Annotated in this window: 7 protein-coding genes and 1 pseudogene; 6 read left to right on the forward strand and 2 right to left on the reverse strand. The window is 66.3% G+C overall.

Annotated features, from left to right (window positions below):
* Positions 1–12 precede the first annotated feature (12 nt).
* The 6 genes from C7T91_RS16600 to C7T91_RS16625 all read left to right on the forward strand — a co-directional run bounded on the left by C7T91_RS16600 (position 13) and on the right by C7T91_RS16625 (position 7,588).
* Positions 13–993 carry an ABC transporter permease gene (locus C7T91_RS16600; protein ID WP_108260215.1) on the forward strand — a complete coding sequence of 327 codons (981 nt, stop codon included), beginning with the start codon at positions 13–15 and terminating at the stop codon, positions 991–993.
* The gene (locus tag C7T91_RS16605; RefSeq protein WP_108260216.1) at positions 993–1,907 is read left to right on the forward strand and encodes an ABC transporter permease; all 915 of its coding nucleotides are present in this window, start codon (positions 993–995) and stop codon (positions 1,905–1,907) included. The genes C7T91_RS16600 and C7T91_RS16605 overlap by 1 nt, the downstream gene beginning before the upstream one ends.
* 1 nt (position 1,908) lies before the next feature.
* Entirely contained in the window at positions 1,909–3,765 is a 1,857-nt protein-coding gene (locus C7T91_RS16610) for an ABC transporter ATP-binding protein (protein WP_108260217.1), read from the forward strand.
* Entirely contained in the window at positions 3,758–5,038 is a 1,281-nt protein-coding gene (locus C7T91_RS16615) for a Zn-dependent hydrolase (RefSeq protein WP_108260218.1), read from the forward strand. Before C7T91_RS16610 ends, C7T91_RS16615 begins: the two co-directional genes overlap by 8 nt.
* On the forward strand, positions 5,035–6,303 hold the full coding sequence (locus C7T91_RS16620; protein WP_108260219.1) for a pectinesterase family protein: 1,269 nt from the start codon (positions 5,035–5,037) through the stop codon (positions 6,301–6,303). Before C7T91_RS16615 ends, C7T91_RS16620 begins: the two co-directional genes overlap by 4 nt.
* Positions 6,304–6,559: 256 nt before the next feature.
* Entirely contained in the window at positions 6,560–7,588 is a 1,029-nt protein-coding gene (locus tag C7T91_RS16625) for an IS110 family RNA-guided transposase (RefSeq protein WP_108260220.1), read from the forward strand.
* A gap of 259 nt (positions 7,589–7,847) precedes the next feature.
* On the opposite strand, the pseudogene C7T91_RS16630 reads toward C7T91_RS16625, so the two are convergent.
* Positions 7,848–8,269 (reverse strand): annotated as a pseudogene (locus C7T91_RS16630) (transposase); the annotation flags it as partial.
* A 547-nt stretch (positions 8,270–8,816) separates the two neighbouring features.
* Positions 8,817–13,100: a DNA-directed RNA polymerase subunit beta' gene (gene rpoC, locus C7T91_RS16635; protein WP_108260221.1), complete on the reverse strand. Its 4,284-nt coding sequence runs from the start codon at positions 13,098–13,100 to the stop codon at positions 8,817–8,819.
* Positions 13,101–13,118: the final 18 nt, after the last annotated feature.

Raw genomic sequence — 13,118 nt, forward strand, 5'->3', positions numbered from 1 at the left:
GAAGGGACCGCCATGTTCATCCTCCGATTCCTGCTGCGCCGCCTCGCCCAGGGCGCGCTGATCATCTTCCTCGTCTCCGCGCTGATCTTCACCCTGCTGCGCGTCGTGCCCGGCGACCCGGTGCGGCTGATGGCCGGCGGCATGGCCCCCGAGGCGCTGATCGAAGAGATCGCCACCGACATGGGCCTGCGCGACCCGATCCCGGTGCAGTTCACCCGCTACATGTCGGGCGTCGTCCAGGGCGATCTGGGCCAGTCCTTCGTCCGCCCGGCCAACGGCGCCGCGGTCGGCGGCGCCAGCTTCGACGACAGCACCCGCTCGGCCCGCGCCGAGGTCTGGGACCTGATCGCCGATACCGCGCCGAAGACGATCCAGCTCGCCTGCCTCGCCATGGTCTTCGCGCTGATGATCGCCATTCCCATCGGGGTCTGGGGCGGGCTGCATCCGGGCGGCTGGCCCGACCGGATCGCGCTCTACACCTCCTCGGTCTTCGTCTCGCTGCCGAATTTCTGGCTCGGCATCATCCTGGCGCTGCTCTTGTCGGTGAAGCTGAAGCTGCTCCCGGCCATCGGCTATGGCGGCTTTGCCTGGACGATCCTGCCCGCGCTGGTGCTGGCCATCGAGATCGCGCCCTTCATCATCCGCTCGCTGACCGTGTCGGTGGCGCAGATCATGGGGCAGAACTTCATCGAGATCGCCGGCGTCCGCGGCCTGTCGCGCAGCCAGATCATCTTCCGCCACGGCGCGAAGAACGCGGCGGTGCCGCTCCTGAACCTCCTCGGCGTGCAGTTCTCCATGCTGCTGGGCGGCGTGCTCGTGGTCGAGTTCATCTTCGACTATCCCGGGCTCGGCCTTCTGACCATCAACGCCGTGATGCAGCGCGACTTCCCGCTGATCCAGGGCATCGCCATCGTCACCGCCGCCGCCTTCGTCCTGATCAACATCGTGGTCGACCTCCTGTCCACCCTCATCGATCCGAGGCTCGAATACTGATGGCCAGCATAGACACCTCCGTTCCCTCGGCCACCCGCCGCGCCGAGGCGCGCTCGATCTCCTCGCGGATCTGGCGCCTCGCCTTCGCCTCGACCGAGTTCCGCATCGGCCTTGCCGTCTTCTCGGTCCTGCTCTTCGCCGCGCTCCTCTATCCCGAGCTTTCGGGCATCGACCCGACCAAGATGAACATCCGCGCCAAGATGACCCCGCCGGTCTTCATGGGCGAGGGCTGGAGCTGGGCGCATCCGCTCGGCACCGACCAGCTCGGGCGCGACATGCTGGCCCGCAGCCTGGTCGGGTTGCGCTATTCGATCCTGATCGGCGTCACGACGACGGTGCTGATGCTGGCGGTCGGAGCGCTGATCGGGCTGGTCGCGGGCTATTACGGCAAATCCATCGACACGGTGCTGATGCGCCTCACCGACGCGCAGCTGTCGATCCCGATGATCATCCTCGCGATCACCATCCTCGGCGTCTCGCGGCCGACGATCCCGTCGATCATCCTGGTGCTCGGCCTGGCCGGCTGGCCGGTCTATGCCCGCGTCATGCGCTCGACCGTCATGGCCGAACGGAAAAAGGAATATGTCCGCGGCGCGATGGTGCTGGGCGCCACCGATTTCCGCATCATGTTCCTGCTCCTGCTGCCGCTGGTGCTGCCGCCCATCGCCTTCGTCGCCGTGCTCGACGTCGCCCGGATGATGATCTTCGAAAGCGTCCTCGGCTTCCTCGGCCTCGGCGTTCAGCCGCCGACCCCCACCTTCGGCAACATCATCGCCGATGGCCGCAAATACCTGCTGAATGCCTGGTGGATCGCCACCATGCCCGGCGTCTTCCTCTGCCTGACGCTGACCAGCATCAACCTGATGGGCGCCTCGCTGGAACGGGCCCGCAACAAGACCTACGGAGGGGCGTGAGATGTACGACCAGACAGGGCTTCCGCCGGTGCTCGAGGTCGAGGGCCTCTGCGTCGGCGCCGACCTTCCCGAGGGCATGAAGCCGATCCTGCAGGATGTCTCCTTCAGCCTCCGCCCGCGCGAGATCCTCTCGGTGATCGGCGAAAGCGGCGCAGGGAAAACCGTGCTGGCCCGCACGCTCGCCAGCTGGCTTGCCGATCCGCTGAAGGTCACCGGCGGCAGCGCGAAGTTCCGCGGCACCGACCTGATCAAGGACCCGGCCGCGGCCCGCAAGCTCGCCGGACGCGAGATCGCCTATGTCGGCGGCAACCCGGCCGGAGCGCTCGATCCGACCATGACGGTGGGCGCGCAGCTCGTCGAGAAACTCCGCGCCGTGCGCCCCGAGATCCCGGCGGCAGAGGCAAAGCAGAAGGCCATCGAGCTTCTGGACGCCGTCCGCATCCCCTCCGCCGCGCAGCGCTTCCACGAATACCCGTTCCAGTATTCGGGCGGCATGATGCAGCGGGCCATGATCGTCGACGCACTGATCTCCGACCCTGCACTGCTGATCGCCGACAACATCACCCAGCCGCTCGACGTGACCGTCGCCGCGCAGATCCTCAAGCTGATGCGCGACCTCACGGGGCGCTTCGACACCGCCGTGCTCTTCATCTGCTCGTCGCTGCCGGTGGCCTGCGATGCCTCCGACGAGGTGCTGGTGCTGAACAAGGGCCGCGTGGTCGAGCGCCAGGTCCCGGAACGCCTGATTTCCGCCCCCCAGCATACCTACACCGCCCAGCTGATCCGCGAGCTGCCGAAGCTCTGGGACGGCACCGAGGCCGCCCCCGCCGAGGAACGCGGGGAACCCCGGCCGATCATGTCGGTTCGCGGCGTCGCCAAGCACTACACCGCCAAGAACCGCGCGCAGGGCGGCACGAACGTGGTGCAGGCGGTGCGCAATGTCGAGTTCGACGTCTTCCAGGGCGACAATTTCGGGCTGGTGGGAGAATCCGGCTGCGGCAAGTCCTCGCTGATGCGGCTGCTGACCGGGCTGGAACGCCCCGATGCGGGCACGATCCTGTTCGAGGGCGAAGACATCGGCTCCGCCCGCCCGGCCCGCATCCGCGAGCTGCGCCGCAAGTTCCAGCTGGTCCTCCAGGACCCCTACGGCTCTCTGCCGCCGCAGAAATCCATCGGCGCGATCCTGGAAGAGCCCTTGAAGATCCACCGCATCGGCGACCGCAGGGAGCGCCGCGAGCGCGCCCGGTCGGTCATGTCCGAAGTGGGGCTTTCCGAGACGCTCTACGAGGAGCTGCCGAACGGCCTGTCGGCCGGGCAGCGCCAGCGCCTGAACGTCGCCCGCGCCATGACGCTGGAGCCGCGGCTGCTGATCATGGACGAAACCCTCTCGGCGCTGGACCAGACCGAGCAGCACAAGATGCTCGACCTGTTCGAGCGGCTGCAGGCTCAGCACGGCTTCACCTACATCTTCATCTCGCATGACCTCGCCATGGTGCGCCGCGTCTGTTCTCGCATCGCGGTGATGTATCTGGGCGAAACCGTCGAGGTGGCGCCGAACGACCGGCTGTTCTTCGATCCCGGCCATCCCTACAGCCGCGCGCTGCTCTCGGCCGCGCCGACGCTGGAGGAGCGCCGCTACCGCCCCGAGGACTGCCTGCTCGAAGGCGAACCGCCCTCGCCCATCGACCTGCCCCCCGGCTGCGCCTTCGCCAGCCGCTGCCCGCAGGCCTTCGACCGCTGCCGCAGCGAGAATCCGGGCCTCACCGCCCGCGGCGGCCGCGCGCTGGCCGCCTGCTTCCTGAACCCGCGCCGCGGCGAAGAGACCGCGCAGACGACACCGGAGACGACCCATGCCTGACACTTTCCACCGCACCGGCTTCGACGCCGCGCTGTTCGAGCAGCTGATGGCCAAGGTCTCGGACTTCGGCGCGACGCCGATGGGCGGGGTCGACCGGATGGCGCTGACCGACGACCACAAGGCGGCGCGCGACTGGTTCGCCGCCGAAATGAAGGCCCGCGGCTACGAGGTTCTGGTCGATCCCATCGGCAACCTCTTCGGCCGGATCGAGCTGGCGGGCGGCAATGCCCGCACCGTCATGGTCGGCTCGCATCTCGACAGCCAGCCGCTGGGCGGGCGCTTCGACGGCGCCTATGGCGTGATCGCGGCGCTGGCGGCGGTCGAAAGCTACCGGGCGGAGTGCGCGGCAACAGGCACCGAGCCGCAATGCAACTTCGTCATCGCCGACTGGATGAACGAGGAAGGCGCGCGGTTCCAGCCCTCGCTGCTGGGCTCCTCGGTCTTCGCGGAGATGCTGGATCTGGATTTCGCGCTGGCGCGGCAGGACCGCGACGGCCGCAGCGTCGGGGACGAGCTGAAGCGCATCGGCTATGACGGCACCGACAAGGTCGGCATCCCGGACGTCTATCTGGAATTCCACATCGAGGGCGATGACAAGATGGAGACATCCGGCGCCCGCATCGCGCCCTTCCGCCGCCACTGGGGCGCGCTGAAGGTGAAGATCGAGGTGACCGGCCAGCAGAACCACACCGGCCCGACGCCGATGGAGGACCGCCGCGACGCCGTGCTCGGCGCCGCCTACATCATCGCCGAAGTGCGCCGCCTGGCCGACACCGCGCCCGACACGCTCTTCACCTCGGTCGCCCGCGTCGACATCTCGCCGAACTCGCCCAACATCGTGCCGGGCAAGGCCGTGCTCTTCGCCGAACTGCGCGCGCCCGAAGCGGCAACGCTCGACTGGGCAGAGAGCGGCCTGAAAGACGCGCTGCCGGGCCTCGCCGAAAAGGCCTTCACCGAGGCCGAGATCGTCTCCATCGACCGCCGCCCGGCGGGCAAGTTCGACCCGCGGCTGATCCGGCTCGCCGAAGAGGCCGCGGACGGTTTCGCCCTGCCGCGGATGGATCTCGACACGATCGGCGGCCATGACGCCATTCCGGTGCTGACCCGCTGCCCGGCCATCGTGGTCGCCGTGCCGTCGGTCGGCGGCGTCATCCACCGCCATGACGAATTCACCAAGCCCGAGGACCTGGCGGCGGGCGGCGACGTGCTGCTGCAGATGATCCGGCGGATCGATGCGGCGGGCGGCGATCTCGACAAGGCGGTGGAGGCATGATGCAGGCAGGACTGGTTTCCGACACGGATTTCGCCGCGGTCCTCGCCGCCGCCCTGCCGGGCTGCGACGCGGACACCGCCGCGCCCGGCCCCGCCGCGGAGGCGGCGGTCGCGGCGGCAAAGGCCGCAGGCAGTCCCCGCCGCGTGGTGATCGGGCTGGCCCCGGGGCGGCACGAGGGGCTGGTCTATCTGCCGCGCGTCCGCATCGGCATGGGCTGGCTCTGCTTCACGCTGCGCGGCTCCGGCGCGGTTCTGGAGGATTCTGTCGACGCCGAGATGACCGGCGCCGAATACCGCCGCCGCTTCGCAGCCCAGTTCGAGGGCTGCTCGGACGAGACCCGCGCGATCTTCGAGCGGATCGCGGCGCGCGGCACGATCACCACCGCCAATGCCTCGGTCCTGCGGGTCGAGGCGGACGGAACGCGGCTGGGCGGCTTCGGCGTCGTCAACAGCTACAATTGCGACCGTCCAGAGGCGATGGACAAGCCGACCTCGTTCAACGAGGCGGGGCAGGCGGGCAGCGGCCAGCACCAGGCGGTGGCGCTGCTGTCGGCTTCGGCCGACCGGCTCCATGGCGAAGGGCTGCGGCTGTCGAGCTTCCAGGACACGCTCTACCTGCAGGGACCGAAGGACCGCACCGTCCGCGCCTTCCTGCGCGATTGCGAGATCGAGGGCGACGTCGATTTCATCTTCGGCCAGGCCACCGCCTGGTTCGAGGGCTGCACCATCCGCTCGCGCGGCAGCCGCGCCGAGATGGCCTGGGCCACCGCGCCCTCGACGAATATCCGTGCGGAATACGGGCTTGTCTTCGAGGGCTGCGATTTCACACATGACGGCAGCGAGCGGGCGCTTGCGGGCCGGTTCCAGCTGGGCCGCCAGTGGTTCGAGGGCGTGCGCGCCACGCCCTACGGGACATCGCCTGTCGCGGGCTTTTCCTGCCGCCTAGGCGCCGCCTCCGGTTACGAGCCGCCCCATGGCACGATCAGCCGCGAGACGCTGGAATCGGTCGGCAAATGCGTGATCCTCCGCTCCCGGCTGGGCGGCCACCTGAACGCCGCCGCGCCCTGGGGGGACTGGAACGGCGGCGACCGCGACCCGCATGGCAATTACCGCCCCGCGCCCTGGCACCCGCGCTTCCGCCCGGTCCAGACCGGTCCGGATGCCTTCCTGCGGCTGCTCGGACCCTGGCTGGCGGAGCAGGGGCTGGAGTATTCCGGTCTCGACCGGGACGAGCCCTGGCTCGGCGAACATGCCTGCCGTGGCTGAGAGGGCCTGACCTCGCGGCGCATCCCCGGCAGGCGTCTCCGGTCCCGGCGTCCGGCCTGCTGTGGACGACCGCACCGCAAGGCGCGCAGGACGCGTGGTCCGGATCATGCCGATGCAGGCTGCCGGGGCGGGAATGCCCGGAGGCCGGCCTGCATCAAAATTGAGTCAGAGCCCCCTTTCAGAGCCGATTATAGGATGGCCCACCCTTCACCGCCCTTGAGGTATCCTCCTGGCATCGAAGGAGAGGGAGAAAGCAATGAAGGTATCGGTCATCGGAATTGATCTCGGCAAGAACTCCTGCAGCTTGGCAGGAATGGATGAAACAGGGCGCCTGGTCTTTCGAAAGCGGGCAAGCCGTTCTGGTCTCGTCGAGACAGTTGGGAAGCATCCCGGCTGTATGGTCGCGATGGAGGCTTGTTGCGGGGCGCATCATCTCGGCCGGGTCTTCGCGGAGCTTGGGCACGAGGTGCGCCTGATGTCACCTGAATATGTCCAGCCCTACGTAAAAGCTCAGAAGAACGATGACCGTGATGCAGAGGCGATCGCTGAAGCTGCGACGCGTCCGACTATGCGCTTCGTGCCGGTGAAGACACAGGCACAATCAGACCTCCAGTCCCTGCACCGAGCACGTGAGCGTCTCGTGGGAGATCGCACTGCCCTGATCAATCACCTTCGAGCGCTGCTTCTCGAGCGCGGGGTGATCGTTGCAAAGGGGCGCGCCAAATTGGCCCGGGAGCTCAGCGATGTCCTATCAAACCCTGCTCCAGAGCTGAGCTCTCGCATCCTTCTCCTGATTGAGGACCTTGTAGACGACTGGAACCGCCTCGACGCGCGCATCGCGGCTTTTGACAAGGAAATCGTTGCGGTTGCCCGTGCCGACGAAGCGATGCGCCGTCTTACCTCGATCCCGGGCATCGGACCGATCAACGCGACAGCGCTGGTCGCCGCGATCGGTGATGCCAGTGCCTTCACCAAGGGGCGAGACTTGTCTGCCTGGCTTGGCCTGGTTCCGAAACAAGCAACAACCGGTGGCAAGCCGCGGTTACTTGGCATCACCAAACGTGGGAACCGCTACCTGCGAAAGAACCTCGTCCACGGCGCGAGGGCAGTCCTGCCCAGGCTCGCCGCACAGGATACACGCATCGGGGACTGGTTGCGCGGGATGCTGGCCCGAAACCACAAGAACGTTGTCGTGGTGGCGCTGGCGAACAAACTCGCCCGGATCTGTTGGGCGGTACTTACTGGACAGCAGGCTTTTACGCACGAGGCCAAGCCTGCACACTGAGATGAGGCCGTCGTCCTCAGTGTATTGAAGGCGACTGTCCACGATGTCTGCGAAGAAAAGGACAGATGGCAAAACAGTCGAACGGCGGCGTGGAAACCTGAGCGTTGTCAACGGCCAACATGGCCGAGCCGATTACGAGGACCACATCGCGCGTATCTCCATCTTGGCAGGGAGTTCGCTCCGAGGCCGGATACGTTGACGCAGACTGTGAAACCTGAATGTCAAACCACTTGCAGACAGGGTGGGCCATACGTTGACAGCCCGGAGCGCGGCGGGCAAAAAGATTGACGTTGATTGTCTTCTGACGACGGCTGAGCGTGGAGACGTCCGGGACCGGCCAGTCCGGATCAGCGATCTCGAGGATGCTGGCGACCATTCCGGTCGTTTGACGAAGCGGCGGGCCGAAGAGCACCTTGATCATCAGGCAGAACTGGATCGCATTCGTCGGGCGGACAGTCCCCCGGACTGTCTGCTCATCCTCCTCATTCAGAGAACAAGGGCGGACGTCCCGTCTTGTCCGCCTTCGGCGCGAGCCAAGTCATGTCCTTGTCCAGCCAGACCAAGAGCGAGCCGCGCCGTTTCAGTGCGTTCGCCGTTGCGCTCGGACCGATGGCGCGGCAACGGCTCACTGTAGGATTTCCAGTTGGTGGGGCGGTACCGGGCAGGTTCAGGCTTCGTCATGCGAGGCCATTAACTTACCGGATTCAAGAGATGAATCCCCTAGGCCAATGACTTCTGCAACAATGCCGCTCAACCCGGACAGGCCCGACGAGATGCCGAGAGGCCATAGGGCCGCCGACGCGCTCCCGGGGGAAGCAGTCGGCGGCCCCATGGCCGGACCGGGAGAGTGCGCAGCCTGAAACTAGACACAGGTGACAACAACCTTGAAAAACACCGTGACGGCCATCGCGGCAATTGCTTGAGCGAAGGCCGTTGCGGCTTTCGGCTGCAAGGGCGTTGCATGGAACGCGCGCGGTGCTGGCCGAAGCCCTGGCCGGAAAGCCGCGCAACGGCCGGTTACCTGAATACGGGGAAGGGGCGGAGCGGCTGTCTGCGGGTCCGGCTCCCTCACGCCGGAACCAAGGGAAGTCCCGGGCCGGAACCCTTGGGGCAAGCGGACCCGGCTGCTGCTGCCGGTGCCCGGAGGGGGAAGTGGGCGGCCGGAAAATCCGCATGGCCCAAAAGAAAACCCCCCGCCGAAGCGGGGGGCTGTGGTTCTCGGAGCGCGTCAGTCTTCGTTGCGCTCGGGCAGGTCGACGAGACCGCTGTCATCGCCGCCGCCGAAGATGTCGTCGCCGAGGACCTGGCCGAAGCCGCCCGACATGTCGTCGGATTCCGGAGCTGCCAGTGCCAGCGCTGCTTCCGCCTCTTCCTGGCGCGCCTCGATGACCTTGGCGTCGCGGTCGGATGCGATCCGGCGGATCCGCTGGGTCGCGCCGCCGGTGCCTGCGGGGATCAGGCGGCCGACGATGACGTTTTCCTTCAGGCCGACGAGCTTGTCGCGCTTGCCCTGGACCGAAGCCTCGGTGAGCACGCGGGTGGTCTCCTGGAAGGAGGCCGCCGAGATGAAGGAGCGCGTCTGCAGCGACGCCTTGGTGATGCCGAGCAGGATCGGCTCGCCCGATGCCGGACGGCCGCCTTTCGACTCCGCCTTGGCATTGGCTTCGTCGAACTCGACCTTGTCGACATGTTCGCCCTTGAGGAGCGTCGTGTCGCCGGAGTCGAGGATCTCCCACTTCTGCAGCATCTGGCGGACGATCACCTCGATGTGCTTGTCGTTGATCTTCACGCCCTGCAGCCGGTAGACCGCCTGGACCTCGTCGATCATGTAGTCGGCAAGCGCCTCGATGCCCATGATCCGCAGGATGTCATGCGGAGCAGGGTTGCCGTCGAGGATGTAGTCGCCCTTCTGCACGAAGTCGCCCTCGGCCACCGGGATGTGCTTGCCCTTCGGCACCATGTACTCGACCGCGTCCATGGTATCGTCGGCCGGCTCGATGGTGATGCGGCGCTTGTTCTTGTAGTCGCGGCCGAATTTCACGTAGCCATCGAGTTCCGCGATGATTGCGTGGTCCTTCGGACGACGGGCTTCGAACAGTTCCGCAACCCGCGGCAGACCGCCGGTGATGTCCTTGGTGCCGCCGCCTTCGCGCGGGATCCGCGCGACGATGTCTCCCGGCTGCACTTCGGCGCCGTCCTCGAGGGACAGGATCGCGTCCACCGACATCGGATAGGTGATCGGCCGGCCCTGGTCGTTGCGCATGGGCTGCCCGTCTTCGCCGACGATGATGATCTCCGGCTTGAGCTCGTTGCCCTTGGGCGCGGTCCGCCAGTCCATCACGATCTTCTGCGACATGCCGGTGGCATCGTCGACATCCTCGCGCACCGAGATGCCCGCGGTCAGATCGACGAATTTCAGCTTGCCCGCCGCTTCCGCGATCATCGGAAGGGTGAAGGGGTCCCATTCGAACAGGCGTTCGCCGCGCTGGATCTCCTGGCCGTCCTTGACCCAGAGCTTGGAGCCGTAGCCGACCTTGTGGGTCACCAGATCCTCGCCGGTCTCGCCGACGATCGCCAGCACGAGGTTGCGGCCCATCACCAGGATGTCGCCATTGGCGGCGGTCATCAGGTTCGGGTTGCGCAGCTCGACACGGCCGGCCTGGCTGGATTCCTGGAAGGACTGCTGGCCGCCGCCCTGCGCCACGCCGCCGATGTGGAAGGTCCGCATCGTCAGCTGGGTGCCGGGTTCGCCGATCGACTGGGCCGCGATGATGCCGACGGCTTCGCCGATATTCACCGGGGTGCCGCGGGCCAGGTCACGGCCGTAGCACTTGGCGCAGACGCCGTCTTCGGTATCGCAGGTCAGCGGCGAGCGGATCTGCATGGTCTGGATGCGCGCGGCCTCGATCAGGTCGGCCTTGCGCTCGTCGATCAGCTCGTTCTCCGCGACCAGCAGCTCCTCGGTGCCCGGGCGGAACACGTCTTCTGCCGCGGTGCGGCCCAGGATGCGCTCGCCGAGCGAGGAGACGATTTCGCCGTCATTGACCGCCGCTTGCGCGGTGATCGAGCGCGAGCCGCCGCAATCGTCCTGGCGGACGATGCAGTCCTGCGCGACGTCGACGAGACGGCGGGTCAGGTAGCCCGAGTTCGCAGTCTTCAGTGCCGTATCCGACAGGCCCTTCCGGGCGCCGTGGGTCGAGTTGAAGTACTCGAGAACGGTGAGGCCTTCCTTGAAGTTCGAGATGATCGGCGTCTCGATGATCTCGCCGTTCGGCTTGTTCATCAGGCCGCGCATCCCGCCCAGCTGCTTCATCTGGGTCACGGAGCCCCGCGCCTTCGAGTCCGACATCATGTAGACCGAGTTCGGTTCGCCCTCGGAGCCGTCCTCGTTGATCGGCAGCTTCTTGATGGTCGCCATCATGGCGTCCGTCACCTTGTCGTTGCACTTCGACCAGGCGTCCACCACCTTGTTGTACTTTTCGCCCTGGGTGATCAGGCCGTCCATGTACTGCTGCTCGAACTCCTTGACCTGGTCGCGCACGCCGTTGACGATCTCCCACTTGTTGTCGGGGATCACCATGTCGTCCTTGCCGAAGGAGATGCCGGCCTTGAAGGCCTCGCGGAAGCCGAGCGTCATGATCTGGTCGCAGAAGATGACTGACTCCTTCTGGCCGCAATAGCGGTAGACGGTGTCGATGACCTGCTGGACTTCGCCCTTCTTGAGCAGGCGGTTGACCAGCTCGAACGGCGCCTTGGCGTTCAGCGGCAAGAGCGCGCCGACCTTCAGGCGGCCGGGCGTGGTCTGGTAGCGCTTGACGATTTCAAGGCCGTTGTCGTCGATCTGCTTGACCCGCGCAGTGACGGAGGCGTGCAGGTGGACGGCACCGGAGGCAAGCGCGTGCTCGACCTCTTCCATGTTCGCGAAGACCATGCCTTCGCCGACCATGCCCTTCCGCTCGAGGGTCACGTAGTAGAGACCCAGGATCATGTCCTGCGACGGAACGATGATCGGCGCGCCGTTGGCGGGCGACAGGACGTTGTTCGTCGACATCATCAGGACGCGCGCTTCCAGCTGGGCCTCGAGGCTCAGCGGAACGTGCACGGCCATCTGGTCGCCGTCGAAGTCGGCGTTGAACGCGGAGCAGACCAGCGGGTGCAGCTGGATCGCCTTGCCCTCGATCAGGACCGGCTCAAAGGCCTGGATGCCGAGGCGGTGCAGCGTCGGTGCGCGGTTCAGCATCACCGGGTGCTCGCGGATCACCTCGTCGAGGATGTCCCAGACTTCCGGACGCTCTTTTTCGACCAGCTTCTTCGCCTGCTTCACGGTGCTCGACAGGCCCTTGGCCTCGAGGCGCGAGTAGATGAACGGCTTGAACAGCTCGAGCGCCATCTTCTTCGGCAGGCCGCATTGCTGCAGCTTCAACTCGGGACCGGTCACGATGACCGAACGGCCGGAGAAGTCGACCCGCTTGCCCAGAAGGTTCTGGCGGAAGCGGCCCTGCTTGCCCTTGAGCATGTCCGACAGCGACTTCAGCGGACGTTTGTTGGCGCCGGTGATGACGCGGCCGCGGCGGCCGTTGTCGAACAGCGCGTCGACGGATTCCTGCAGCATCCGCTTTTCGTTGCGGATGATGATGTCCGGCGCGCGCAGTTCGATCAGCCGCTTGAGGCGGTTGTTCCGGTTGATGACGCGGCGGTACAGGTCGTTCAGGTCCGAGGTCGCGAAGCGGCCGCCATCCAGCGGCACCAGCGGGCGCAGTTCCGGCGGGATGACCGGGATCACGGTCATGATCATCCATTCCGGGCGGTTGCCGGATTCGATGAAGGACTCGACGATCTTCAGGCGCTTGATGATCTTCTTCGGCTTCAGCTCGCCGGTGGCCTCGGCGAGATCGGCGCGCAGCTGCTCGGCCTCGGCTTCGAGGTCGATCATCGACAGCATTTCGCGGATCGCTTCGGCGCCGATATTGGCGGTGAAGGCGTCAACGCCATAGGCGTCCTGCGCGTCCATGTACTCTTCTTCGGACAGCATCTGGCCCTGGGTCAGGTCGGTCAGACCCGGCTCGATGACCACGTACTGTTCGAAATAGAGGATCCGCTCCAGATCGCGCAGCGTCATGTCGAGCATGAGGCCGATCCGGGAGGGGAGGGACTTCAGGAACCAGATATGCGCGACCGGCGAGGCCAGCTCGATATGGCCCATGCGCTCGCGGCGCACTTTCTGCAGGGTGACTTCGACGCCGCACTTTTCGCAGACGACGCCGCGGTACTTCATGCGCTTGTACTTGCCGCAGAGGCATTCGTAGTCCTTGATCGGACCGAAGATGCGCGCGCAGAACAGGCCGTCACGTTCCGGCTTGAACGTGCGGTAGTTGATCGTCTCGGGCTTCTTGATCTCGCCATAGGACCACGACAGGATCCGTTCGGGGGAGGCGAGGGAGACCTTGATCTCGTCGAACTGCTTCGGCGGGGTCAGGGGATTGAACGGGTTGTTCACGAGTTCCTGGTTCATTGGGCTATCCTTGAAATT

The sequence above is a fragment of the Mangrovicoccus ximenensis genome (assembly GCF_003056725.1).
In the GTDB taxonomy this organism is placed as follows: domain Bacteria; phylum Pseudomonadota; class Alphaproteobacteria; order Rhodobacterales; family Rhodobacteraceae; genus Mangrovicoccus; species Mangrovicoccus ximenensis.